The 24350-nt window shown below is 55.9% G+C and carries 21 protein-coding genes; 16 read left to right on the top strand and 5 right to left on the bottom strand.

What is annotated here, in order from left to right; all coding sequences use genetic code 11:
- Window positions 1-11: 11 nt before the first annotated feature.
- The 3 genes from DUD43_RS17965 (at window position 12) to DUD43_RS17955 (ending at window position 3511) form a co-directional block, all read left to right on the top strand.
- Window positions 12-887: a PhaM family polyhydroxyalkanoate granule multifunctional regulatory protein gene (locus DUD43_RS17965; RefSeq protein ID WP_153231355.1), complete on the top strand. Its 876-nt coding sequence runs from the start codon at window positions 12-14 to the stop codon at window positions 885-887.
- 26 nt (window positions 888-913) lie between these two features.
- The gene (gene glmU / locus DUD43_RS17960; protein WP_153231354.1) at window positions 914-2284 is read left to right on the top strand and encodes a bifunctional UDP-N-acetylglucosamine diphosphorylase/glucosamine-1-phosphate N-acetyltransferase GlmU; all 1371 of its coding nucleotides are present in this window, start codon (window positions 914-916) and stop codon (window positions 2282-2284) included.
- Window positions 2285-2392: 108 nt separating this feature from the next.
- The gene (locus DUD43_RS17955; protein WP_153231353.1) at window positions 2393-3511 is read left to right on the top strand and encodes a glycosyltransferase family 4 protein; all 1119 of its coding nucleotides are present in this window, start codon (window positions 2393-2395) and stop codon (window positions 3509-3511) included.
- A 7-nt stretch (window positions 3512-3518) separates the two neighbouring features.
- Here DUD43_RS17955 and DUD43_RS17950 read toward each other — a convergent pair whose 3' ends face one another.
- Window positions 3519-3995 (bottom strand): Lrp/AsnC family transcriptional regulator, encoded by a 477-nt coding sequence (locus DUD43_RS17950; protein WP_153231352.1) that lies wholly within the window; start codon window positions 3993-3995, stop codon window positions 3519-3521.
- A 201-nt stretch (window positions 3996-4196) separates the two neighbouring features.
- Here DUD43_RS17950 and glmS point away from each other — a divergent pair, with 201 nt between their 5' ends.
- The 7 genes from glmS (at window position 4197) to DUD43_RS17915 (ending at window position 14139) form a co-directional block, all read left to right on the top strand.
- Complete coding sequence (gene glmS / locus DUD43_RS17945) at window positions 4197-6023, top strand: glutamine--fructose-6-phosphate transaminase (isomerizing) (RefSeq protein ID WP_153231351.1); 1827 nt, start codon at window positions 4197-4199, stop codon at window positions 6021-6023.
- A 235-nt stretch (window positions 6024-6258) separates the two neighbouring features.
- Window positions 6259-6828, top strand: coding sequence for a sigma-70 family RNA polymerase sigma factor (locus DUD43_RS17940; protein ID WP_311044643.1), 570 nt, complete (start codon window positions 6259-6261; stop codon window positions 6826-6828).
- A 5-nt stretch (window positions 6829-6833) separates the two neighbouring features.
- The gene (locus tag DUD43_RS17935) at window positions 6834-7838 is read left to right on the top strand and encodes a FecR domain-containing protein (RefSeq protein ID WP_153231350.1); all 1005 of its coding nucleotides are present in this window, start codon (window positions 6834-6836) and stop codon (window positions 7836-7838) included.
- 291 nt (window positions 7839-8129) lie between these two features.
- Window positions 8130-10664: a TonB-dependent siderophore receptor gene (locus tag DUD43_RS17930; protein WP_153231349.1), complete on the top strand. Its 2535-nt coding sequence runs from the start codon at window positions 8130-8132 to the stop codon at window positions 10662-10664.
- Window positions 10665-10695: 31 nt separating this feature from the next.
- Complete coding sequence (locus tag DUD43_RS17925; RefSeq protein WP_228125847.1) at window positions 10696-11937, top strand: YncE family protein; 1242 nt, start codon at window positions 10696-10698, stop codon at window positions 11935-11937.
- Window positions 11938-12136: 199 nt separating this feature from the next.
- A complete protein-coding gene (locus tag DUD43_RS17920) occupies window positions 12137-12487 on the top strand; it encodes a DUF6616 family protein (RefSeq protein WP_153231348.1) in 351 nt (116 codons plus the stop codon).
- A gap of 404 nt (window positions 12488-12891) precedes the next feature.
- On the top strand, window positions 12892-14139 hold the full coding sequence (locus DUD43_RS17915) for a type II toxin-antitoxin system HipA family toxin (RefSeq protein ID WP_228125846.1): 1248 nt from the start codon (window positions 12892-12894) through the stop codon (window positions 14137-14139).
- A gap of 92 nt (window positions 14140-14231) precedes the next feature.
- Here the strand turns inward: DUD43_RS17915 and DUD43_RS17910 are convergent, their stop codons facing one another.
- The 3 genes from DUD43_RS17910 to DUD43_RS17900 all read right to left on the bottom strand — a co-directional run bounded on the left by DUD43_RS17910 (window position 14232) and on the right by DUD43_RS17900 (window position 16149).
- Window positions 14232-14543, bottom strand: a complete 312-nt coding sequence (locus DUD43_RS17910) for an AzlD domain-containing protein (RefSeq protein WP_153231346.1) — start codon at window positions 14541-14543, stop codon at window positions 14232-14234.
- The gene (locus DUD43_RS17905; protein WP_153231345.1) at window positions 14536-15252 is read right to left on the bottom strand and encodes an AzlC family ABC transporter permease; all 717 of its coding nucleotides are present in this window, start codon (window positions 15250-15252) and stop codon (window positions 14536-14538) included. Before DUD43_RS17905 ends, DUD43_RS17910 begins: the two co-directional genes overlap by 8 nt.
- Window positions 15253-15345: 93 nt before the next feature.
- On the bottom strand, window positions 15346-16149 hold the full coding sequence (locus DUD43_RS17900; protein ID WP_153231344.1) for a helix-turn-helix domain-containing protein: 804 nt from the start codon (window positions 16147-16149) through the stop codon (window positions 15346-15348).
- A gap of 211 nt (window positions 16150-16360) precedes the next feature.
- Here DUD43_RS17900 and DUD43_RS17895 point away from each other — a divergent pair, with 211 nt between their 5' ends.
- The 4 genes from DUD43_RS17895 (at window position 16361) to DUD43_RS17880 (ending at window position 21482) form a co-directional block, all read left to right on the top strand.
- Window positions 16361-18313: a sigma-54-dependent Fis family transcriptional regulator gene (locus tag DUD43_RS17895; RefSeq protein WP_153231343.1), complete on the top strand. Its 1953-nt coding sequence runs from the start codon at window positions 16361-16363 to the stop codon at window positions 18311-18313.
- 158 nt (window positions 18314-18471) lie between these two features.
- Window positions 18472-20289 carry an NAD(P)/FAD-dependent oxidoreductase gene (locus tag DUD43_RS17890; protein WP_153231342.1) on the top strand — a complete coding sequence of 606 codons (1818 nt, stop codon included), beginning with the start codon at window positions 18472-18474 and terminating at the stop codon, window positions 20287-20289.
- Between the two features lie 597 nt (window positions 20290-20886).
- Window positions 20887-21231: a BON domain-containing protein gene (locus DUD43_RS17885; RefSeq protein ID WP_153231341.1), complete on the top strand. Its 345-nt coding sequence runs from the start codon at window positions 20887-20889 to the stop codon at window positions 21229-21231.
- Window positions 21232-21284: 53 nt separating this feature from the next.
- Window positions 21285-21482, top strand: coding sequence for a CsbD family protein (locus DUD43_RS17880; protein WP_009456875.1), 198 nt, complete (start codon window positions 21285-21287; stop codon window positions 21480-21482).
- 138 nt (window positions 21483-21620) lie between these two features.
- On the opposite strand, the gene DUD43_RS17875 is transcribed toward DUD43_RS17880, so the two are convergent.
- Window positions 21621-22526, bottom strand: a complete 906-nt coding sequence (locus DUD43_RS17875) for a LysR family transcriptional regulator (protein ID WP_153231340.1) — start codon at window positions 22524-22526, stop codon at window positions 21621-21623.
- A 108-nt stretch (window positions 22527-22634) separates the two neighbouring features.
- Between DUD43_RS17875 and DUD43_RS17870 the strand changes: the two genes are divergently transcribed.
- Both DUD43_RS17870 and ycaC read left to right on the top strand, forming a co-directional pair.
- Window positions 22635-23513, top strand: a complete 879-nt coding sequence (locus DUD43_RS17870; RefSeq protein ID WP_153231339.1) for a pirin family protein — start codon at window positions 22635-22637, stop codon at window positions 23511-23513.
- A gap of 153 nt (window positions 23514-23666) precedes the next feature.
- Window positions 23667-24293, top strand: a complete 627-nt coding sequence (gene ycaC, locus DUD43_RS17865) for an isochorismate family cysteine hydrolase YcaC (protein ID WP_045929437.1) — start codon at window positions 23667-23669, stop codon at window positions 24291-24293.
- Window positions 24294-24350: the final 57 nt, after the last annotated feature.

Raw genomic sequence — 24350 nt, 5'->3', positions numbered from 1 at the left:
GGGAGCTACGCATGAACCCGAATCCTTTTGGTATACCTGATTTCAATGCCCTGGGCGGCGGCAACAATCCATTGCTGCGCAGCATGGACATGATGGCGCAGGCCTGGAAAAACATGGCCAGTGGCGGGGCGGGCGATTTGAGCTCGGGCATGATGCCCAGCTTGTCCCCCGATGATCTGGATCGTCGTATTCGCGACTTGCGTGCGGTGGAAAGCTGGCTGCAGCTGAACCTGTCCATGCTGGGCACCACCATCCAGGGTCTGGAGATTCAGCGCTCCACCCTAGCGGCCATCAAGACCATGGCGCAGCAAGGTACGCAGGCTGCTGGTGGAAAAAATCCGTTTGAAGCCTTCATGGCCTTCAACCCCATGGCGGCAGGGGCCGCAGCGGCGGACAGTGCGGCTGCGGGTGCCAAGCCTGCGGCCAGCAAGCCGGAAGCGGCAGCGCAAACGGCCTCCCAGCCCGCATCGGCACAGCCTCAACAAGCTGCGCCACAGCCCGAAACGGCTGCCAAGCAGGATGCTCCAAAAGATAAACAGACCGGTGCCCAGCAGGAAGCCGGTGCAGGTAATCCCGCTGCGCAAGCGTGGTGGAACATGCTGCAACAGCAGTTTGATGCCATGGCGACCGCCACAGCCGCATCAATGCAGCAGGTGGAGAACTATCGGCAGCAGGCGACCAAGGCCAAAGCGGCTGGCTCGGCCAAGCCTCCCAAACCGGCGGCTGCCAATGCCCAGACGTCTGCCAAGACCAGTGCTCCGGCAGCAGCCAAGCCGGTAAAAACGGCAGCGAAAGCCGCTACTAAAACCGCGGCCAAGGCAGCCACCAAAACGGCGGCCAAAAAGACCGCCACGCGCAGTACCCCAAGCAGTACCAAAAAGAACTGATCGACCAACCTAGTAGGTAAATTTTTATGCTTAATATCGTGATTCTGGCAGCAGGCATGGGCAAGCGTATGCAGTCTGACCTGCCCAAAGTACTGCATCCTATCGCTGGCAAACCCATGCTGGCCCACGTGCTTGATAGCGCACGTGAACTGGAGCCGGAAAAAGTTGTGGTCGTGGTGGGTCATGGCGCCGAGCGCGTTCAGCAAACCTTCGCACAGGCCGAGCTGGCCTTTGCCTTGCAGCAACCTCAGCATGGCACGGGCCACGCTGTGCAACAGGCCGTGCCTGAACTGGTCGGTGGCGACAAGGAAGATGACGCTACGCTGGTTCTGTATGGCGATGTCCCTCTGGTCCAGGCCGACACCTTGCGCCGCTTGCTGGAAGCACGCGGCCAAGGCGTGGCCGTGCTGACCGAAACACTGGCAGACTCCACCGGCTATGGCCGCATCATTCGCGGTGAAGATGGCTCCGTGCAGCGCATTGTTGAGCACAAAGATGCCAGCGAAGCCGAGCGTGCCGTGAAAGAAGTGAATACCGGCATTCTGGTGGCACCTACGGCTCGTCTGAAAGACTGGCTGACCCGTATCACCAACGACAACGCGCAAGGCGAGTACTACCTGACCGACATCATCGCTTTGGCCGTTGCCGATGGCGTGTCCGTGCAAGCCGCTCAACCCGCTGCTGGCTGGGAAACCCTGGGTGTGAACAGTCGCATTCAACAGGCCGAGCTGGAACGCTTGTGGCAAGCCGAGCAGGCCCGTCGCTTGCTGGAAAAAGGCGTGACACTGGCCGATCCGGCCCGCTTTGATCTGCGTGGCACACTGGAATGTGGTCGTGATGTGTTCATTGATGTGGGTTGCGTGTTTGAAGGCAAGGTTGTGCTGCAAGACGGCGTGCGTGTTGGTCCTCACAGTGTTCTGCGTGACGTGACGATTGGTGCTGGTACGCAAATCGAAGCCTTCAGCCATCTGCAGCAAGCTCAGGTTGGCGAAGAAGCCCGTATCGGCCCTTACGCACGTCTGCGTCCTGGTGCTGTTCTGGCCAATCACACCCACGTGGGCAACTTCGTGGAAATCAAGAACACCCAGCTGGGCGAAGGCTCCAAAGCCAATCACCTGGCCTATATCGGTGATGCCGATGTGGGGCAGCGTGTGAACATTGGTGCAGGCACTATCACCTGCAATTATGACGGCGTGAACAAGTTCCGTACCGTGATTGGTGACGACGCTTTCATTGGCTCCGATACGCAATTGGTGGCCCCGGTGACTGTAGGTCGTGGCGCAACAATTGGTGCGGGTACAACCCTGGTGCGCAATGCACCGGATGATCAGCTGACTTTGTCGCGTTCGGAACAGCGCAGCGTGTCCGGCTGGAAGCGCCCGGTCCGCAAATCTTGATGTGTGTTAGCCCCTCTTTGGCATTTCTCCTCTTGCATTGCAAGGGGAGCATTGCTGCGTGCTTTTGTGGCACACAGTGCCCGGATGGGCTGATTCTGGATTATCGCCATGCGCATTCTGCAGCTTAATTTCGAGCGCGGTTGGCGCGGTGGCGAGCGGCAAACCTTGCTGAGCATTCAGCAGATGCAGCAGGCCGGTCATCAGGTCAGTCTCTTGGCCCGGCGCGATGAAGAACTGGCCAAACGTGCCAAAGAGCAGGGCTTGAGCGTGGTGGAATGCGCCTCTGTGGGTGCCGCGCTGCGCTATTTGCTGGTGCATGGTCGTGGCTTTGATATCGTTCATTCCCAAACTGCGTCCTGCATGAGCTGGTTGGCCTTGCTGCATTTCTGGCTGCCCAAGCGGGTGGTCTTTACGCGTCGCACGGCTTTCCCGGTTGACCGTAAACGTATCGAGCAACGTAGTGGGCGGCAAGCCAGCAGCCCCTTGAGCTCGAAAGAGCGCCGCACGCGCTGGAAGTGGCGCAAGGCAGACCGCCTGGTCGCCATCAGCCAGGCAGCGGCAGCCGAGCCGCGTCGCCTGGGTTTTTCTGTCGATGTGATTCCCAGCGCCATTGAGTACGTGGAGCAGGATGAGGCCTATGTGAACCACTTGTGGCAGCGCTGGAATTCGCAAGGTTTACACGTTCTGGGGACGATGGCGGCACTGACGGCAGAAAAAGATCCTCTGACCCTGATTCGCGCGGTTCATGCCCTGTATCAGCGTCGTCAGGACTTTGTTTTTTTGCATTTTGGTGCGCCTGGTTCCGAGTCCTCGGCGGCACAGGAACTGATTGCGCAGCTAGGGCTGGAGTCCTGCTACAAGCTGGCTGGTTTTGAAGCCCGCCCCGAACAGGCTTACCGGCTGATGGATGGTTTTGTATTGAGTTCCCGGCATGAAGCCTTGGGCTCCAGCGTTCTGGATGCTTTCGTGTACGGCGTTCCCGTTACGGCCACGATGGCCGGTGGCTTAAGTGAGCTTTTGGATAATGGACGCGGCAACTTGTGCGCGGTAGGCGACGCACAAGCCATCGCCCAGGCCTTGGATGACACCTTGAGCAATCCGACAGCAGCGCGTCAACAAGCCGCATTGGCGTATCGCTGGGTGCAGCAGGAGCATGATCCTGCCGTCATGGTGCAGCGTTATTTGCGTCTGTATCAGCAACTGGTACAGCAACGCGTACGGGCCTGAACCCGGCTTATACCTTAGGCGCAGGCAAAGGCACTCGCGTCTCGAACTTGGCCTGATGAATCGAAAAGAAGCTGCGGATATTGCGGATATTCGCCTGGCTGGTGAACAGCGCATGAGCCAGCTTGTGATACGCCGTCATATCGCTGACCTGCAAAATCACAATGAAATCTACCCCGGTAGAGACGCGGTAGCATTGCGTCACCGCTGCTTCCGGGGCCATCAGGCGCTCGAACTGCTGTAAGTATTCTTCACCCTGACGGTCCAGTGTGATCTCCACAATCGCCGTCAAACTAGGGCCCAGTTGCTCCGGGTCCAGCAAGGCGACCTGCCTGCGAATCACCCCTTGTTCACTTAAACGACGCACTCGCCGCAGGCAGGTTGGGGGAGAGGCATGCACGCGCAAAGCCAGCGCCTGATTGCTGATGGAAGCATCATTTTGCAGCTGCTCCAGAATGCGTAAATCCAGCTCGTCCAGTTCAATCATGACAATGTTTATCTATCTATGATGAAATAAAATTCCACTAAATAAAGTAAATTTTGTTTTTCTTTCATATTGATTATTAAATGAAATTTTAATTCATTTCAGAAAAAAAATAGATATAAAATTTTTCGTGTTTCAGATCAGAATAAGCGGATTGAATTGATTAGTTGGCCCACCGAAAGGGGCCATGAACAGGAGTTGGCTATGTGTGGAATTGTTGGCGCTGTGGCGCAACGCGATATTGTCCCCGTGCTGCTGGAAGGTTTGAAGCGTCTGGAGTACCGGGGCTACGATTCTTGCGGCGTTGCTGTTCATGCGCAGGGCCAGTTGTTGCGGGCACGCAGTACACAGCGCGTGGCCGAGCTGCAAGAACAGGTCAAGGCAGATCATCTGCAAGGCTTTACCGGCATTGCTCACACTCGCTGGGCAACGCATGGCGCGCCTGCTACTCACAATGCTCACCCGCATTTCTCCGGCAAGGGCAAAGCACGTATTGCGTTGGTGCATAACGGCATCATCGAGAACCACGACGAACTGCGCGTCGAGCTGCAAAGCATTGGCTACGTGTTCGAGAGCCAAACCGACACCGAAGTGATCGCTCACCTGATCGACCATCTGTACAACGGTGATCTGTTCGAAGCCGTGCAGCAAGTCATCCGTCGATTGACCGGCGCTTATGCGATTGCCGTGTTCTGTCAGGACGAGCCTCACCGTGTGGTTGGTGCTCGCCATGGTTCGCCCCTGGTGGTGGGCGTGGGTCAGAGCGAAAACTTCCTGGCTTCGGATGCCCTGGCCTTGGCTGGCACGACCGATCAAATCATCTACCTGGAAGACGGTGATGTGATCGATTTGCAGATCAATAAAGTGTGGATCATGGACAAGGATGGCCGCTCTGTTGATCGTCCGGTACACACCGTGCATCTGCATACCGCCGCCGCTGAATTGGGCCCATACCGCCACTTCATGCAAAAGGAAATCTTCGAGCAGCCTCGCGCTGTGGGCGATACCTTGCAAGACATTGAAAGTGTCACGCCCGAGCTGTTTGGCGACCAGGCCTACAAGGTTTTTCAGGACATCGACAATGTGCTGATTCTGGCTTGCGGCACCAGCTACTACGCCGGTCTGACCGCCCGTTACTGGATCGAGTCTCTGGCCAAAATCCCCGTCAACGTGGAAATTGCCAGCGAATACCGCTACCGCGACAGCGTGCCCAACCCGCGCACTTTGGTGGTGACAATTTCCCAGTCCGGCGAAACTGCCGATACTCTGGCTGCCTTGAAACATGCCCGCAGCCTGGGCATGGAACAAACCCTGACCATCTGCAACGTGGCCACCAGCGCCATGGTGCGCGAGTGCAAGCTGTCCTACATCACCCGTGCCGGTGTAGAAATTGGCGTGGCTTCCACTAAAGCCTTCACCACCCAGCTGACCGCCTTGTTCCTGCTGACCATCGCACTGGCTCAAGTCAAAGGACACCTGAATCAGGAGCAGGAAGGCGACTACCTGAAAGCCTTGCGTCACCTGCCTACCGCTATCGCAGCCGTGCTGGCTCTGGAGCCGCAAATCATGGCCTGGGCGGACCGTTTTGCCAGCAAGGAAAACGCCTTGTTCCTGGGCCGTGGCATGCATTACCCCATCGCCATGGAAGGCGCGTTGAAGCTGAAAGAAATCAGCTACATCCACGCCGAAGGCTATCCCGCCGGTGAACTGAAACACGGCCCTCTGGCCCTGGTCACCGAAGCCATGCCCGTGGTCACCATCGCCCCACGCGACGAGCTGCTGGAAAAGCTGAAATCCAATATCGAAGAAGTCCATGCACGCGGTGGCGAACTGTATGTGTTTGCCGACGCCGATACACGCATTGGCAGCAGCGAGCGTGTGCATGTCATCCGCATGCCTGAACACTACGGCAAGCTGTCCCCAATCCTGCATACCGTGACGCTGCAATTGCTGGCGTATCACACGGCTTGCTCGCGCGGCACGGACGTGGATAAGCCACGTAATTTAGCCAAGAGTGTGACTGTCGAATAAGTTTTTCAGACTACATCGACCGAAAAGAGCCGCATAAGCGGCTCTTTTTGCATTCCGCGTTGCTAGACCGTTTCTGAGCGGTTTTCATAGGGAAACAAGCTCAGTGGAAGAGGGTGACCATGCCTGAAAGCCAGGCCATGTGTCGCCCCAAACCCACACCGCTAGCGAACTGGACAGACAGCAACATATAATAATTGATAACGATTCTCATTATGTGCAGTGCGGAGTACCCCTCGTGTCATCTTCAGTTCTTCCCTTGTCAGGCATGTATTCGGCCGAGTCGGTCGAGTCACTGTACTGCGACCACCATAGTTGGTTGCAGCGCTGGCTGCATCACCGCTTGGGTGGCGCAGATCAGGCGGCTGACTTGGCGCAGGACACCTTTGTACGCTTGTTAAGCAGCCGTTCCCGCTGGCAATTTGCCAGTCCTGGCGAGGCCCGCGCCTACTTGCGCAAGACAGCGCAAAACCTGTGCATCAATCTGTGGCGACGTCAGGAAATTGAACAGGCCTGGCTGGATATTCTGGCCGCTACGCCCGAGAACTTTTACCCTTCGGCAGAACGTCAGGCCATGATTTTGCAGGCGCTGGAAGAGATCAGCGCCATGCTCAGCAGCCTGTCTCCCAAAGCGGCCAAGGCGTTTACCCTGGCCGTCATTTGCGATATGACAGACGACGAGGTCGGCGCAGAAATGGGTATTTCCGGCCGCATGGTGCGCAAGTACGTGGCACAAGCCATGTTGGGCTGCATCAGTCTGCATGCTTGCCAGACCGTAGCCGAATTGCGTCAGGAACCTCAGTACTAAGTCTCATGAAGCACGGTTCCAGTTTTTCTTCCTCGTCCACGCCTCCCCACGCTGTTTTGATGCAAGCCGCCGAATGGTATGCCTGTCTGCGCGACGGTAAAGCCAGTGCGGCGCAGCGTTCTGCCTGGCAGAGCTGGCTCAAGCAGGATGAGGCGCACAGCACCGCCTGGCGCTATGTGGAGGAAGTCAGCCGCAGTTTTGAGCCTGTGCGTAGCGCGCCGGATTCACGCCGTGTGGTGGAGAAACTGCATACGGCCAACGAGCGTTTGCATCAGCGTCGCCGCGTTCTGGCCGGTGTGGCTGCGCTGGCAGGAACGGGAGTTCTCAGCTGGCTGGGCTGGCGTCAGTCCTGGCTGCCATCCAGTGTGCTGGCCTTGGCCGCCGACCATTCCACACAAACCGGCGAGCAGAGCCAGATTGTGCTGGCCGATGGCACCCGCTTGTGGCTGAACACCGCCTCTGCCATTGATGTGCAATTCACCGCACAGGCACGCCATATCGTTCTGATTTCGGGCGAGATCTTTATCCAGACGGCCAAGGACGACACGGAAAGACCTTTCACCGTTCAAACCCCGCAGGGCAATATGCGTGCCCTGGGTACGCAATTCAATGTGCGTATGGACAAGGACTGTACGCAGTTGGCGGTCTATGAAGGGGCCGTGCAGGTGTCTACGGCAAAAGGTCAAAACACCGCCACGGTACAGGCGGGCAAGCAGGTCCACTTTAGTGCGCAGCGTATCCGGCAAAGCATGGACGCCGAGCAGGCGCGTGAGGCCTGGACCAAAGGTGTACTGGTGGCTGACAACATCGCCTTGCGTAGCGTGATCAAGGAATTGGGCCGTTACCGCAAAGGCTATCTGGGTGTGGATGATGCCGTAGCGGACCTGAAGGTCTATGGCAGCTTCCCCATCCATGACACGGACCGTGTGCTGAAAATGCTGGCTTCGGCATTGCCGATTCGTATCGATCAGCCCATGCCCTGGTGGACCAGTGTGCAAGCTCTGGATTGATTGAGCAGGGCGTTTCAGTAGCGATAGGCGTAAAAATTATAAAAATAAAATCCGATTAAATTCAAAGGCTTGCCCAGCTTTGGGCAAAAAATCCCGAAAAAGAAGCAAAAGCAGGTTCCGGGTTTTGGAGACTTGGTGGTTTTAGACAGTAAGAGGACCTGATTGGCGTGAGGCCAATGAAGCAGGAGGCGGGCTGCAGTGCTCGCTCAGTACTGAACATCAACGCAAGAACATCGTTCAGGTTCATCGTTTTTATTGTGACTGACCCGTGTTTTTGAAGGATGTCTCCTTATGCATCGTCGCCCCGATCCCCTTTCCCTGTCCAAGGATGCAGGATCGCATTGCGCCCCTTTGCGTCCGCTGGCCTTGGCCCTGTATGTGCTGATGGCCGGTAGTGCCTTTGTCGTGAGTACTCAGCCTGCCCAGGCGGCCACGCAAAACAGCCCGACGGCAGACAAGACCCAGCGTTATGACATTCCAGCCGGCCCCTTGAGCCGCGTGCTGATGCGCTTCTCGCAAGAAAGCGGTGTCTATCTGGTTGGCGCAGGCAGCGTGGCCGAAGGCAAGCAAAGCGCGGGCCTGAAAGGCAATTACAGCGTGGCGCAGGCTTTGGATACCTTGCTTGCGGGCACGGGCATTCGTTACTCGCGTGATGCCAATACGGTGAATTTGTGGCCGGTCACGGAAACCACTCAGCTGGAACCCGTGCGTGTTAAAGGCACTCTGAACCGCGCGACTGAAGACACTGGCCTGTACACACTGAATGGCACCAGCAGCACCGCCACCCGTTTGAATATGGACACCCAGCACACGCCGCAATCGGTCAGTGTGATGACGCGCCAGCAAATGGATGATTTTGGCCTGACCAGCTTCGATGATGTGATGAACTTCACCACTGGCGTTACCGCTAATACGGCGGCCGTGGGTGGCGGGTTTCAGTTTCAGGCCCGTGGCTTTGACATCAGCAATGTGCAGGTAGATGGCGTGCAAAGCAGCTACCGTGCTGCCGGGCGTGGTGCGTTCAACCCAATTTCTCTGGATATGGATCTATACGACCGCGTAGAAGTCGTGCGCGGTGCAACAGGCTTGCTGTCTCCTACCGGCGAACCTTCCGCTTTGATCAACCTGATTCGCAAACGTCCTCAAGCCGAGTTTGGTGGCAAGTTAAGCGCCCAATACGGTTCCTGGAACGACAAGCGCGTGACGGCAGACGTGACCGGCCCGCTGACCGACGACGGCCGTTTGCGCATGCGCGTTATTGGCTCCCGCAAGCAGGCGGACTCTTTCATGGATGGCCAGGACAACAAGAACGACTTGCTGTCCGGCATGCTGGAATATGACCTGACCGACCGCACTTTGCTGACCGCAGGCTACGACTACCAGACCGCCAAGCTGCGAGGCGAAGGCAATATGGGCGTACCTCTGTTTACCAGCGAGGGTGACCGTATCGACGTTTCGCGTTCCATGTCGCTGGTGCCGGATTGGACCTACTGGGACAAGAAGCATCAAAACGCCTTCTTCTCGGTCGAGCACGAGTTTGAAAACAAGTGGAACGCCAAGCTCAGCTACAGCCATCAGCGTGACGATGGTGATGCCCTGATTACTGGCTTGGGGCAGGGTGTGAACCCCGTGGTGCGCCCGGACGGATCCGGCATTGGCATTCGCGCCAATCTGGCCGCCAATGGCTATCGCCAGCAGGACAACCTGGAGTTGTCGGCCAATGGTCCTTTCAAGCTGTTTGGCCGTGAGCACCAACTGATGTTTGGTTTTAACGGCACTCGCAAGCGTGACACCACGTACACCATGCAGGTTAGCGATACCCGCAACTGGTTCATCCCTAATATTTACGACTGGGACGGCTATATGCCCGAGCCCAGCGTCAGCCGCACAGGTGAATGGAACCGGGCCCACACACGCGAATACGGCTTCTTTGCAGGCACGCGCCTGAATATTATTGATCCGCTGAATGTGATCATGGGCATGCGCTTGTCGGATTACAAAACCTACCGCGACAACTACGGTAAAGACGGCCAGTTCACCGGCGTGTCCAACGAGCTGCGTAACCGCAATGAAATTACGCCGTACTTTGGGGTGACGTATGACATCAACCCGAACCTGACGGCCTACGCCAGCTATACCCGCCTGTTTCAGCCGCAAAGCTACAAGGATATCAACGAGAATTTCCTGGACCCCATTACTGGGGTTAACCGTGAAATTGGTCTGAAAGGCAGCTTGATGGAGGAGGCCCTGCAGTTCTCCCTGGCCGCTTTCGAGACCCGTCAAAACAACCTGGCCGTGCTGGACCCTTCGGTGCCGGATGACTTCCTCTTGCCCGATGGCAGCCGCCCCTACGTATCCTCGGGTGCTGGCAACAAGACCAAGGGTTTTGAAGTGGAGCTGAACGGCGCGCTGACTAATAACTGGAACGTGTTTGCCTCCTACAGCTACGCCAGCACCAAGAACGGTGAAGGCGAGCGGATCAACACCTACATTCCCAGCCAAACCTTCCGTCTGGGCACCATGTACCAATTCTCCGGTGCGCTGCAAGGCCTGAGCGCCGGTGCCACCGTGAACTGGTTCGGCAAGCGTGATCTGTGGACGGCTGGTCGTCCTTACACCGCCAGCAATGGCAAGGTGCTGGAAGACACCCACAGCAGCTATGCCCTGGTTGGCCTGCATGCCAATTACCGCGTGAACCAGCACTGGAATGCCAAGCTCACCGTCAACAACCTCTTTGACAAGCGTTACTACGACAACTTCGTGATCTTCCGGGCACGTTACGGCGCACCGCGCAATGTGCATCTGTCCATTGATTACCAGTGGTAATTCCTTCACCCACTTTTATCGAGCCTAAATTATGACGTCGTCTACTACTCGCCATCTTGTGCGTGGTCTGTACCTTGCTATTGCAATGAGCTTGTCGGCCGGCTACGTACACGCCAAGACTCCTGCCCCTGCGGGCTACCAAGCCGTTACCCAAGCACAGATCATGCAAAAACCGACTGCCGCCGAAGTTCTGGAAATTGTCTTCAGCCCTGCACAATCCAGCTTGTACGTGTCCTCGCCCAACTGGAAGGACGAGACCTTGTCGCGCACGCTAGTGCTGGACCCCAAGACCCTGGAAATCAAGCAAGAGATTCCCATGGAAGCCAAGAGCTTTGGGGTGGCTCTGGATGATGCCGCCAACCGCTTGTATCTGACTCAAGGTTTCAACGGCACGATTGCGGTGGTTGATACCGTCAAGAACGAGGTTATCAAGCGCATTCGGGTGCAGGACACCATCAATTTCCAGGACACCATCAATGCTGCTGACTTTGGTCAGGCACGCAAAGATGGTTTGCTGAAGATGATGGAGCGTTTCAAGATCACCGAGGATTTCCAGTACAAGACGCGTGAACTGGTCGTGGACAAGAAAAACCACCGCGTGTTTGCGCCTGGCCTGGGCCTGGGTTTTGACAGCGTGCTGTTCGTGGTGAATACCCAGACCATGGAGCTGGAAAAAGTGCTGCCCGGCTTTGGCTATAACGTCGTGGGCATCACCCTGGACGAAGCCAATAACCGTCTGTTTGTGTCCAATATGCAGGGCCAACTGATGGTCGTGAACACCCAGACCTTGAACATTGATCAGGTCTGGGAAATTGAAGCCGACCAGTTGCTGAATCTGAGCTACGACCCCGCCCAGAACCGCTTGTTCGGTGTGGACCAAGGCATCGACCGTGATGATGCACGTAACCTGCATCTGGAGCGTGAATACAAGCGCCGCAGCTCGGGCCACCAAGTGTTTGTGCTGAACGCAGACAACGGCAAAACCCTGGCAACCATGCCTACCGGCGAAGTGCCGATTGGCGTGCGGTTTGACGCCGAATCCCAGCGTCTGTTTGTCGCTAACCGCGGCGGTGTGCGCGAGAAAGAAGGCAAGGGCTCGGTCAGTGTTTTCGACACGGTGAACTACAAGCCACTGCAAACCATTGAGCTGGCTCCGCACCCCAACAGCCTGGAATACATCCCCGCTGAAAAAGCCTTGTACGTGTCGGTGAAGAACGACGGCAATAGCAAGGAAAAAGGGACCAAAGAACGTATGGTGCGTATCCAGTTCTAAGCTGGTTTTGCAGGCAGCTATGCTGCACGACTGATTGACAAGGTGGGTCCAAGCCCGGGGTCGGCGTCATGCCGAGCTCGGGCTTTTTTTACGTGTGTAGACTGCTTGCGATATTTAGTGTGAATCTATAAGATTAGATATCTAATCAAATTAAATTGTTCAGTACTTTGTGTACATCTTCAGCTAAAGGAAATCCGCCATGTCTCACTATCTGATCGAGCTTTATTCGCCCAATGCCAAGTGGAAAGCACTGCCTGCAGAGCAGCGTCAGCATTTTTTGACCAGCCTTCAGGAAGCGATGGGTGGCCTCTCCAGCCTGGGTATCGAGGTGCTGTCCCTGACAGCGACTGAGCACGACATTGATCACGCCAGCGACCACCGCTTTATGGGTGTTTGGCGCTTCCCGGATCAACAGGCATGCAAGGCATTGCTGGCTGGTATCAAAGCCAGTGGCTGGTACGAGTATTTCGACCATATCAATGCCGCTGGGGCAGAAGGGGGTTTTGCTCAACACTTGGCGGAGCTGGCTAAGGATTCTCAGCTTGTTTGAGGGGCTGAAAGTCAGGAGGATCAGTTAAAAAGCATTCATAGATCATAGTTTATATGATATAAACAGTTATCTATGAACGATAGCTGTTGTCTGTGCCATGCCCAAGAAACTTGCCCCTACCCCTTTTTACTTGCCAGCCGTCGAGTCACGGGCCCTGGTTTGGGGGCGCTGCATTCGTACTCAACGTGTTGCTCAGAAAATTACAGCTCAAGTCTTTAGTTCAAGAGTCGAGGTCTCGGAAAGTACATTACGCCGAATGGAGCGAGGCGATCCGGCTGTGGCGATGGGGAGCTATTTGACTGCTCTGGCAGCACTCGGTCTGCTCGAATCCATCGTGCCAATGCCTGATGCTCATTGGAGTAGCGGCGATACGAAGGGGCGTGCAAGATTGGGCAGAGATGACGATGAGTATTTCTAAGCCTTTATACGTTTATTTGCAGCGGCCTGACACGGGTCAATGGGTGACTGTTGGCCGGTATATTCACGACTCGTCAGCCAAGCTTGGCCAGTTCATGTATGCGCCTAGCTATCAGGATGCAGGTCTACCATGGTCAATTGATCCGGTTAACTTACCGCTGAGTGGCTCTGTTCCAATTCAGGCGAGTCGCTATGGTGGCCTGCATGATGCGCTACGTGATGCTTGTCCCGACGCCTGGGGCCGGTTACTCATTCAAAGGCAACACGGATTAAGTGATAGCTCTCCAAACCATGCTTATCTTCTGAAGGCTGGTAATGCCGAGCGTTGGGGAGCACTGGCGGTCGGCTCTTCGCCTAAGCCCTCGATCGCAGAATTGTCCGCACCGCCCATCGCAGAAATTGAAAAGCTGAGTGCAGAGCTGCAAGCAATGCAGCTGCGCCGCCCTCCGGTGGATCCGCATTTGCGTCGCCGGCTGATGGCCACACCCAGTATGGGTGGAGCAAGACCGAAAGCAACCGTTCGTGATGGTGATCAGTTCTGGCTGGTGAAACCGATCCTGCCATCTGATACCGAGGATATTCCGCGTCTTGAACATGCAACTCAAGAGTGGGGCCGGGCAGTGGGCTTGAACTTTGCCCAAACCGCGTACACGGGTTTTGGTGAGGACTCTGCACTGAGCGTGATGCGCTCATTGAGGTTTGATCGCCAACATGGCCTTAGGGTCATGACATTGAGTGCGGCCTCCTTGCTGCAGACGGAGTATCCCGGTCATTCAGGCTCATCGGCCTGGAGTTATCCCAACTTGGCCAGAACGTTGACGATGATAGGCGCCCCTCAGGAGGATGCCATTGAATTGTTCTGTCGCATGATTTTCAATGCAGTTATTGGCAATGACGATGATCATCCCCGCAACCATGCAATCCATTATCTTCATGATCAGGGCCGATGGCGTTTGACGCCCGCTTTTGATGTCGTTCCTAATACAGATTTCACGCCTCAGTATCTGGCGATGGAGTTGAGTCATGGAAGCCGTCAGATCAGCCGAGCCAATGCGTTACATGATGCCAAAGCCTTTGGCTTGTCAGGCGATGAAGAGGCGGCGGAGATGCTTGACGGGCTGCTGGCCAGGATAGAAGGGCAATTTGATCAGGTGCGCCTCCTGCTTGGACCTCGTCTGGAATCGCTGATGCAGGAGCGGTTGTCTGAAGGACTGCGGCGCATGCGCATTGTGTAGTGACTCGGACGTGCCCGGGAAATGCCTCAAAGCGTTGATTTGAGGTACTTGCGAAGCCCTGGTTCGGCGTCATGCTGGACCAGGGCTTTCTATCAAATAAGCACAGTGCTCAACAAATAGTACGAGCTGCAGCCGCCCAGCACGCCAAGGAACAGCCCGCCGCGACTCCAGTAAGCCAGAAGGGCGGTGACGCTGAGAGCAAGCAGAGCAGGTATGGCTGCAATTTGTATCTCCTGCATGAACATATAAACAAGGAAATTTAGAAAAACAGCTGAAGGTAAGATCGTCTCCATCCATTTGGCAAACCTATCAGGAAACTGAAAATTGAAAGCCACGGGTAAGACTCGAACGAGCAGGCTGGTCAAAAAGAGTGCAGCGATGGAGCTACTGATACCTTCATTCACGAGCTTTCCATTTATCTAAAAGTAGGGCGCTGATCATTACGCTAGGGAGCCAAAAATAAGTCGCTCCAAACAGGGAGTAGAACGCGATTGCCAAGGCCATGCACAGAGCAATCAACACAATCTGCTTGCGGTAAATGCCGATGATCCTTGCCTTCAGTTGCAGGACAGACAGATAGACGAGCACCACACTGGCGGGAAAACCAAGATGAATATTGGTGCTTAGCCAGGCAGGGGGAATGGACTTGGCAATGACTGCTCCCAACACTCCTGAAACTACCCAGAATGTGAATATGGTGAGTCGTATGCAGAGGGTCTCTGCCACCGTATCGTTATTTCTTTCCGTGGCATACGCCTCGTCCCCCAGCATGTGCGACACCAGAACCCGAGAGACAAAGGGCTTGGGCAGCCGCTTGCCTGTTGTGAGGGCAATAGGAAAGTAGCGGCAGTTAATGGATGCGCAAATAATCAGTATTGTCAGAAAACTGGTGTTGGACTCAGCCAGCGGCAGTACAGCAAACTGCCCGCTACCCGTAAATCCCAGCAAACCAGCGGCCAGGATTTCAAGAACGCTCCAGTCGGCTCGATACGCTAAAACGCCGAACAGCATGCTCACGGGAATCATGGCCAGTGCGGATGGGAGCACTCTGATAAAAGTTTGCCTGATGCTGTGTGTTTGGAGGCCATCGGTAGTGGTGTTGCGGCTCGCCATGATCTTGCCCTGTTCTAAACATGCTTGAGTAGTCCAGAGAGATGCTAGTTACTGAGGCGGAAAAGGGTCTTGTACGATCGTGCAAGTTGGTTGCTAGGCGCGCAGCATCAGTTTGGACCAGCGGCCAGGTGGTAGCCCATACACTTTGGAGAAGTGGTGTGTCATATGACTTTGGTCAGTGAAGCCACAGGCAGCGGCAACATCGGCTAATGCGTTGCCAGTGATGATCATCTTTTTGGCTTTTTCAAGGCGCCGCAGACTCAGGTAGCGGTATGGGCTCGTGCCAAATAAAGCACGAAAATCTCTCGATAGACTCCATCGATCTGTACCCGAGACTTGCTCCAAGTGCTCCATTGTCACTACTTGGTTGGAGGTATCCAGCATGAATTGTCGAGCCCGCTCAGCGGCTTGATAATTCAATTTTTTCCGTTGTTTATGGGGCTGGGATGCGCCATGAAGCGCTTGGGCAATGTCATAAATTCCATCGTCCTCCTCAAGACTATCCAGCTGGAGGTCAAGGTTGGAGAGCAGATTGGCAATCGCAGACACCAGTCTTTGGTCTGAGGAGATCCCCCCGGGGATAAATGGTAAGGGTTTGCCGCCCAGTATTTGTTGGATCGTTTCAGGCTGGAGATAAAGAATTTTGTAGTGAAAGCCCGCCTCGGTTCCGGCCTCACCATCGTGCAGTTCATCCGGGTGGATGATTACGGCATTGCCTGGCAGGCTGCGCCGCATTGATTTCTGGTAATTGAAGTGATGGACACCATTGAGGGTGATGCCTAAAGCGTAGGTGTCATGTCGATGGGGCGAAAATCCATAGCCAGAAAAGAACGCCTCCATTCTTTCTATCTTTGAACTTGCCTGGGAAATTTTCGTCCAGTCTTTTTGGCTGTTCATGGCTTGGTTTGAATTGTTCTTGATTTAGCGGTGACCATGGCTCATCGATGCATAAGATTCCTGATGATAAAAATCATAGTAGTCGTGAATGCACTTTTTTGCTGCACCGCATCTCAAGGAAAACCTCCATGTACGGCAGCTAAGCAAGGCGGCACACTGGAAAATAGGCCACGCCCGTCCGGGGTCTGGCCTGTTTTCGGGATGAGGTCTGATGCAGTCTTCACATGTGGCACACGTCCAAGAGATCACGGCTGTTTGGCAGGGCAGCCTGTCCCGGCGCGATCAGGCTGTGGTCCATAGCTGGCGGCGATGCATCGAGCATCACAGGCTGGACCCGGCGCAGGCTTGTGAGGCCTATATCGTGCCCGATTCCCAGTTGCGTGAGCACCGTCAGCAGTCCGAAGCCCTGATCAATATTGCGCGCTCCGGGCTGGAGCGTCTTTATCAGCAGGTTTCCGGGCTGAATTACGTGCTGCTGCTGTCCGATAACAAGGGCGTCACGGTGGATTTTCTGGGTTCGGATGGCCAGCGCGATGCCTTGCGGCAGGCCGGTCTGTATATGGGCTCGGAATGGTCTGAAGAGCGCGCGGGGACCTGCGCGGTGGGCACTTGCCTGCACACGGGCGAGGCTCTGACCATTCATCAAAACGATCATTTCGATCATATGCATGCGCCCCTGTCCTGCACGGCGGCGCCTATTTATCACTATGACGGCGAGCTGGCCGCAGTGCTGGATTTGTCCTTGTTGCAGTCTCCGGAGGCCAAGGCCAGCCAGGGCTTGGCTCTGCACCTTGCCAATGCGGCGACCCGTCGTATTGAGCTGGCCAATTTGATGGCCTGCCACCGTCAGGAGTGGATTCTATGTTTGTCGCAGTCGCCGGAGTTTCTGGATATTGATCCGGAAGCGGCTATTGCGATTGATGGCTCTGGTCGTATCAAAGGCATGACCCATACGGGTGCTCGCATTCTGGCGCGGGCAGCGGGGGTGGACTGGCGCAATCCTGCGGGTTTGCTGGGGCAGGGTTTGATGCGCTTTCTGCATCTGGAAGTGGATCAGTTACCGACTTTGATGCGCTATCGCCCCACACAGGAGCGAGTCGTCATGGCGCGTGATGGCAGTGTGCTGTTTGCCCATGCCATTGAACCCCGACGGGTGTTGAACAATCGGTCTGTGGGGATGGATGGGGCTGCTGTGGATGCCGCCTTGCCGCAGGCATTGCGAGGCTTGGCAGGCACGGATGCAGCCATGCAATCCATGCTGTTGAAGGCCGCGCGTTTGGCTACGCGGGAAATGCCGGTGCTGTTGCAGGGTGAGACGGGTTCGGGCAAAGAATATCTGGCCCGTGCGATTCACACGGCTAGCGGTCGTCGCGGGAATTTTGTGGCCGTCAATTGTGCCGCTCTGCCCGAGAGCCTGATTGAAAGCGAATTGTTTGGTTATCTGGCTGGCACCTATACCGGCGGCGCTGCACGGGGCCGTGCGGGTTTGATCGAGGCGGCTGATGGCGGCACCCTGTTCCTGGATGAGATTGGCGATATGCCGCTGGCTCTGCAAAGCCGGTTGTTGCGTGTGCTGGCCGAGTCCGAGGTGATGCCATTGGGTGCACGCAGCGGCAAGCGTGTGGACCTGCGTGTGATTTCAGCCAGCCACCATGATTTAAGTGCCCTGGTAGAGCAAGGCCGCTTCCGTGCGGATTTGCTGTATCGCTTGAATGCGGCTGTGTTGACCTTGCCTGCCTTGCGTCAGCGCAGTGATCTGGAATGGCTGGTGCAGCAGATATTGCATCGGCGTAACAAGGGCGATGTGCCGGGTTTATCTCCCGAGGCCTGGCAAGCGCTGCAAGCTTACGAGTGGCCGGGCAATTTGCGCGAGCTGGACAATGCGCTGGTGCTGGCACTGGCCTTGGCGGAAGGTTCCTGCATTGAAGTGCAGGATTTGCCGGAGGCTTTGCGCGAGCGGCGTCTGGCCATATCAACAGGCAGCCCGACGGCCGTTCTCTCTGCCGGGGAATCGTCCTGGCAGCAGGTTTTGCAAGCCTGTGGCGATAACGTGAGCGCGGCGGCTCGGCAGCTGGGTATCAGCCGGTCCACCTTGCATCGTTATATCAAGCGGGCAGGTGTGGCTCAGCAAGACTCGGCCCCTGACACAGGCTGCGACACCTGATGCACCACCTGTGCCACAGCTGGCACAGTTTCACCGTCTTGAAACAAGCGAGACCCCTTTAAAACAAGCCGTTCCCGGTTTGGCACGGTGTTTGCTATGTACTCCATAGCTGGGCAGCAAAAGCTCGGCGCAACATTAAAACGATATGGAGACAAATCATGCAAACACAGCAGCAACTGCAGCCGTCTGCGCGACAGTTGGACACGGTTCTTGAACAGTTGACCCATGCGCTTGCCAGCAATGCACCGGACGATGCGGCAGCCCTGTTTGCCGAAGAGTGCTTTTGGCGTGATCTGGTCATGTTCACCTGGAATATCCGAACCATGGAAGGGTGCGATCAGATCCGCGACATGCTGACGCAGCAGCAACAAGGTGCCGTGTCAGCCAGGTTTGAACGCGATAGTGCCGAGCCGGTTAGTGACGATGGTCAAGGTCTGGTGGAAGGCTGGTTCCGTGTGGAAACTGATGTGGCGCGTGGCTACGGCCATATCCGCGTCAAGAACGGCAAGATCTGGACCTTTCTGACCACCATGTCGGAACTGAAAGGGCACGAGGAACCGTTGGGCGTGCGTCGCCCCATGGGGGCCGAGCATGGCATTCGACGTGGACGCCAGACCTGGCAGGAGCGTCGTCAGCAGGAGCAGGCCGAGCTGGGCACGACCGAGCAGCCTTATGTGCTGGTGATTGGTGGCGGGCAGGGTGGTATTGCGCTGGGGGCGCGTCTGCGGCAGTTGAATGTGCCTGCGCTCATCATTGATCAACATGCCCGCCCTGGCGATAGCTGGCGCAAGCGCTACAAGTCGCTGTGCCTGCACGACCCCGTCTGGTACGACCATCTGCCTTACATGCCTTTCCCCGACAACTGGCCTGTCTTTGCGCCCAAGGACAAGATTGGTGACTGGCTGGAAATGTACGTCAAGGTGATGGAGCTGAATTACTGGAGCAGCACCGTATGCAAGAAGGTGCGCTACGACGAGTCCAGCCAGACCTGGGAAGTGGAGATCGAGCGTGATGGCAAGCCCATGACCCTACGGCCACAGCAGTTGGTCTTTGCCACGGGTATGTCCGGCAAGGCGAACGTGCCCAGCATGAAGGGGCAGGATGTGTTCAAGGGCGAGCAGCAGCACTCTTCGCAGCACCCCGGACCGGAAGCGTATGCGGGCAAGAAAGTAGTAGTGATCGGGGCCAATAACTCGGCGCACGATATTTGCGCCGCACTGTGGGAGGCGGGCGCGGACGTCACCATGGTGCAGCGTTCGTCCACCCACATTGTGCGATCCGACTCCTTGATGGAGATCGGTTTGGGAGATCTGTATTCCGAACGGGCACTGGCTTCGGGAGTCACCACGCGCAAGGCAGATTTGCTGTTTGCCTCCCTGCCGTACCGCATCATGGCGGACTTCCAGATTCCTGTGTACGACAAGATTCGCGAGCGCGATGCGGGGTTCTACCAGAAGCTGGAGGCAGCAGGCTTCATGCTGGATTGGGGTGACGATGGTTCTGGCTTGTTCATGAAATACCTGCGCCGCGCCTCGGGCTACTACATCGATGTGGGTGCTTGCGAGCTGATTATCGATGGCAGTATCAAGCTGAAATCCCGAACCGACATCAGCCATTTGACCGAGAACGCTGTGGTGCTGACAGACGGCACGGAATTGCCTGCGGACCTGGTGGTGTATGCCACGGGTTACGGTTCCATGAATGGCTGGGTGGCGGATCTGGCCGGCCAGGAAATGGCGGACCGAGTGGGCAAGTGCTGGGGTCTGGGTTCGGAAACCACCAAAGACCCAGGGCCGTGGGAGGGCGAGCAGCGCAATATGTGGAAGCCCACCCAGCAGCCGAATCTGTGGTTCCACGGCGGCAATTTGCACCAGTCGCGTCATTACTCCCAGTACCTGGCCTTGCAGCTCAAGGCGCGTCAGGCAGGCTTGCCAGTGCAGGTTTACGGGATGCAGGAGGTGCACCATCTGCGTTGATGGGTAGAGTCCTTGTTGTTCGAGTGGAGGTGTGTGGGTCTGCACCTTGTTCTGATTTTGGCCAGATTATCAATTTGATGATCTGGTTTTTTTTGTGTTTACCGGCTGCAGCAGGCGTATCTGCACTGCAAGCACCGTGGCCAGGGCGCTTGTTTTGTTAGAAGTTTTGCTAAATTTTTTACCTGATGTATCTGGCCCGGACGAACCCTATGCAGAGAGCGACGCCCTGCTTTACTGCTCTGTTCTCACTCAGGATTGCCAGTCTCAAGGGGGCATGGGATCTTCGTTGAAAACGTGTGAAAACCAGTCGTGTTGTAGGTGGGAGTTGATTGAACTTGGCCAGCATGCAGCCCAGAATCTGACGAAACCAAGCAGCCTGTCATAAGCAGGGCGAATAGAGTTTCATGGAAAGCAGGAAAAATTCTTATAAGGAAATCGCTTGTAGCATTTCGTAGTTTTCAGCCTGGTCGGGAATGTTACGGTGGAACCATCCATTGCAAACAACGAAATTTTTGTTGATTGAACTGGACTTCTTTTAATAGCAGGGGCAAGGGTTTTTGAAATTGAAAATTCCCTTTCTGATATTGGAGAGCATATATGAAAAAATCCGCCATCCTATCCAGCGTACTAATGGCTACTGCCTTGAGTTTTGGTCTGCAAAGCGGCGCAATGGCTAATGAGCCAGCCGTGAATCAGGATCATTCGGCAACCACCGGTGAAGCTGTCAGCGATACCTGGATCACCACCAAGATCAAGGCTGATCTGGCCAGCACCAAGGATTTGAAGAGCACGGATATCTCTGTTGAAACCAATAATGGTGTCGCAACATTGACCGGTACCGTGCCCAGCGAAATTGAGCACAAAAAAGCCGTTGCTGCAACGGAAAGTGTGAAAGGCGTTGTGAAAGTCGATTCGTCGGGATTGAAAGTAAAACCGGAATAAAAGTTCCGTCATCAATCCTAATTGTGAATTCCCGTTAAAACAGGAGAGCGACTATGAATGAAGATACGATCAAAGGTAAATGGAAACAGCTGTCTGGCAAGATTCAAGCCAAATGGGGAAAACTGACTAACGATGATATTGATGTTGCGGAAGGCAATACTGAATATCTGGTCGGGAAAATTCAGGAACGCTATGGCATTGCGCGTGAAGAAGCTGAAAAGCAAGTCCGCGACTTTAATGGCGGCGCCTGATCCCCAGGCTTGATTGCCCAGGCATACAAAACGCCCTGCATATGCAGGGCGTTTTTGTTTGTACGGCAGGGCGGTACGGGGAAAGTGCATTCGTGTGGCTTGTCCATGAAGCTCATTGGCACTTTCGCAAAATCAGCCTCAATCCTCATCCATCTCCTGATAACGCTCGACCAGGTAATCCAGCAGTGCTCGCACGGCTGGCATCTGTCCCCGGCGGGACGAAAACACCGCATGAATGATCTCGCGCCGTGGAGCCCAGTCCGGAATCAGTTTCACCAAAGAACCGTCGGCCAATTGATCGCAGACCACCAGGGTGGGCAACTGCACCACACCCACGCCTTTCAAGGCGGCGCAGCGCAGGGCCGTCATATCAGTGGTAATCAGACGGGGTGTGTGATGCAGCACGGCTTGTGCACCATCGGGGCCATACAAGGTCCAGGTATGGCTTTGTTGCGGCAGACCCAAGGCCAGGCTGGGATAGTCCGCCAGATCAGCAGGCGAATTGGGTATGCCATGACGGGCAATCAGCTCTGGGCTGGCTATCAGACATTGGCTACGGTCGGACAGCACGCGCATCACCAGATCGCTGTCTTGCAGCGGCGGGGGACGCACACGAATCGCAATATCCAGCGCTTCCCCGATCAGGTCCACACGCCGGTTGGTGGCATCCAATTGCACGGACACATGCGGGTAGCTGACCATGAAGTCGGCCAACATATTACTGACATGGGCGTTCAGTAAGGTGATGGGGCAACTGATGCGTACTACACCGCGCGGCTCGGCACGTGTCAGCTCAATTGCTGCCTGTGCGGCCTCGGCCTCGACCAGCATGGCCTTGCAGTGCTCGTAATAGGTCTGGCCGATCTCGGTCACGGTGAAGCGGCGGGTGGAACGCTGGATCAGCCGCACCCCCAGGCGTTCTTCCAAGGCGGCCAGCCTGCGGCTAAGCGTGGACTTGGGCAAACCCAGTGCGCGACCGGCTGGGGCAAAGCCGCCGTGATCCACAATCTGAACGTAGAAGTACAAGTCGTTTAAATCTTGCATGGCAGTTTTATCGTTCCATAAATGGAACATAGATGGCCGATTTCGGGGGCTACTGGCTTCGTTGTCCCGAGTTTATTCTGTCTCTTATGTTGAAACAAGGAGATGGACATGAAGAAAATTCTTGGTATCTACAGCGCTCCCCGTCCTCACTGGGTGGGCGACGGCTTCCCCGTTCGCTCCCTGTTTTCGTACCACACACACGCAAAACAGTTGAGCCCTTTCCTGCTGCTGGACTACGCCGGTCCTGCCGAGTTTGCACCCAGCAATCACAAGCGTGGCGTTGGACAGCATCCGCACCGGGGGTTTGAAACCGTCACCATCGTCTACAAGGGCGAAGTGTCGCATCACGACTCCACCGGCAAGGGCGGCACCATTGGCCCCGGCGATGTGCAGTGGATGACAGCCGGTTCGGGCATCTTGCACGAGGAGTATCACTCCGACGCCTTTGCCCGCTCGGGTGGCACTTTGGAAATGGTGCAGCTGTGGGTGAACCTGCCTGCCAAAGACAAGAGCGCTCCCGCTGGCTATCAGGCCATTACCGATCAGCAGATTCCTGTGGTCGCACTGCCTGATGCCGCTGGCATGGTGCGTGTGATTGCTGGAGAAAAGGACGGTGCCGCAGGCCCTGCCAAGACCTTTACCCCCATGAATGTATGGGATCTGCGTCTGAATCAGGGCGGGATTGCCGAGCTGGAAAACCCAGAAGGCTGGACGGCTGCCCTGGTGGTTCTGCAAGGCACGGTGCTGGTCAATGGTCAAAGCGTGGCACGTGAAGGGCAACTGGTGGTGCTGGATCGGGCAGGTAGCCAGTTCAGCATCGAGGCCAATAACGACGCCGTGGTCTTGATGATCAGCGGTCAGCCCATTGATGAGCCCATTGTGGGACATGGTCCTTTTGTCATGAATAGCAAGCAGGAAATCCTGCAGGCGATGGATGACTTCAATAGCGGTCGCTTCGGTGCCATGGCACCTACGGCGGCATCGTAAAGCAAGTGGGTGAGGGCGGCCTGGTCCGCCTTCACCGCTCCCGCTGGCAGGTTTCACCGATTTGATTTGCAGCGCGATTACCCCTAGCGCTGTGGCAGTGCCGGGTGCAGTTCCTGCACCCACCCCCTTCAATCACCGTTAAGGAAAACTGAGATGACTACGCCTTACAAACGACTGGATAAAGACCAAGCCGCTGTACTACTGGTAGATCACCAAACCGGGCTGCTGTCTCTGGTTCGTGATATTGATCCCGACAAGTTCAAGAACAATGTGCTGGCCCTGGCTGATCTGGCCAAGTACTTCAACTTGCCCACCATCCTGACCACCAGCTTTGAAGAAGGCCCTAACGGTCCTTTGGTTCCCGAGCTGAAAGAAACCTTCCCGGACGCGCCTTACATCGCTCGTCCTGGTCAGATCAACGCCTGGGATAACGAAGACTTCGTTAAAGCCATCAAGGCAACTGGCAAGAAACAGCTGATTATTGCTGGTGTGGTAACCGAAGTGTGTGTGGCGTTCCCGGCCCTGTCGGCTCTGGAAGAAGGCTTTGATGTGTTCGTGGTTACCGATGCGTCGGGCACCTTTAACGAACTGACTCGTCATTCTGCATGGGATCGCATGTCGGCTGCCGGTGCTCAGCTGATGACCTGGTTTGGCGTGGCGTGCGAACTGCACCGCGACTGGCGTAACGACGTGGAAGGTCTGGGTGCCTTGTTCTCCAACCACATCCCTGACTACCGCAACCTGATCAACAGCCACACCAAGTTCACATCCGGCAAGTAAGCGCCTTGGCGCAGCGCTGCCCACTTTGGTGGGCAGCGTTTTTTGCTGGTTTGAGGA

The organism is Alcaligenes faecalis (genome assembly GCF_009497775.1).
GTDB classification, from domain to species: domain Bacteria; phylum Pseudomonadota; class Gammaproteobacteria; order Burkholderiales; family Burkholderiaceae_B; genus Alcaligenes; species Alcaligenes faecalis_D.
This window is presented reverse-complemented; position numbering and strand designations above follow the sequence as displayed.

Excerpts from the sequence above, each read along its gene's own strand:
- DUD43_RS17965 (WP_153231355.1), top strand. The coding sequence starts at position 12 with ATGAACCCGAATCCTTTTGGTATACCTGATTTCAATGCCCTGGGCGGC.
- glmU (WP_153231354.1), top strand. The coding sequence starts at position 914 with ATGCTTAATATCGTGATTCTGGCAGCAGGCATGGGCAAGCGTATGCAG.
- DUD43_RS17955 (WP_153231353.1), top strand. The coding sequence starts at position 2,393 with ATGCGCATTCTGCAGCTTAATTTCGAGCGCGGTTGGCGCGGTGGCGAG.
- DUD43_RS17950 (WP_153231352.1), bottom strand. The coding sequence starts at position 3,995 with ATGATTGAACTGGACGAGCTGGATTTACGCATTCTGGAGCAGCTGCAA.
- glmS (WP_153231351.1), top strand. The coding sequence starts at position 4,197 with ATGTGTGGAATTGTTGGCGCTGTGGCGCAACGCGATATTGTCCCCGTG.
- DUD43_RS17935 (WP_153231350.1), top strand. The coding sequence starts at position 6,834 with ATGAAGCACGGTTCCAGTTTTTCTTCCTCGTCCACGCCTCCCCACGCT.
- DUD43_RS17930 (WP_153231349.1), top strand. The coding sequence starts at position 8,130 with ATGCATCGTCGCCCCGATCCCCTTTCCCTGTCCAAGGATGCAGGATCG.
- DUD43_RS17925 (WP_228125847.1), top strand. The coding sequence starts at position 10,696 with ATGACGTCGTCTACTACTCGCCATCTTGTGCGTGGTCTGTACCTTGCT.
- DUD43_RS17920 (WP_153231348.1), top strand. The coding sequence starts at position 12,137 with ATGTCTCACTATCTGATCGAGCTTTATTCGCCCAATGCCAAGTGGAAA.
- DUD43_RS17915 (WP_228125846.1), top strand. The coding sequence starts at position 12,892 with ATGAGTATTTCTAAGCCTTTATACGTTTATTTGCAGCGGCCTGACACG.
- DUD43_RS17905 (WP_153231345.1), bottom strand. The coding sequence starts at position 15,252 with ATGGCGAGCCGCAACACCACTACCGATGGCCTCCAAACACACAGCATC.
- DUD43_RS17900 (WP_153231344.1), bottom strand. The coding sequence starts at position 16,149 with ATGAACAGCCAAAAAGACTGGACGAAAATTTCCCAGGCAAGTTCAAAG.
- DUD43_RS17895 (WP_153231343.1), top strand. The coding sequence starts at position 16,361 with ATGCAGTCTTCACATGTGGCACACGTCCAAGAGATCACGGCTGTTTGG.
- DUD43_RS17890 (WP_153231342.1), top strand. The coding sequence starts at position 18,472 with ATGCAAACACAGCAGCAACTGCAGCCGTCTGCGCGACAGTTGGACACG.
- DUD43_RS17885 (WP_153231341.1), top strand. The coding sequence starts at position 20,887 with ATGAAAAAATCCGCCATCCTATCCAGCGTACTAATGGCTACTGCCTTG.
- DUD43_RS17880 (WP_009456875.1), top strand. The coding sequence starts at position 21,285 with ATGAATGAAGATACGATCAAAGGTAAATGGAAACAGCTGTCTGGCAAG.
- DUD43_RS17875 (WP_153231340.1), bottom strand. The coding sequence starts at position 22,526 with ATGCAAGATTTAAACGACTTGTACTTCTACGTTCAGATTGTGGATCAC.
- DUD43_RS17870 (WP_153231339.1), top strand. The coding sequence starts at position 22,635 with ATGAAGAAAATTCTTGGTATCTACAGCGCTCCCCGTCCTCACTGGGTG.
- ycaC (WP_045929437.1), top strand. The coding sequence starts at position 23,667 with ATGACTACGCCTTACAAACGACTGGATAAAGACCAAGCCGCTGTACTA.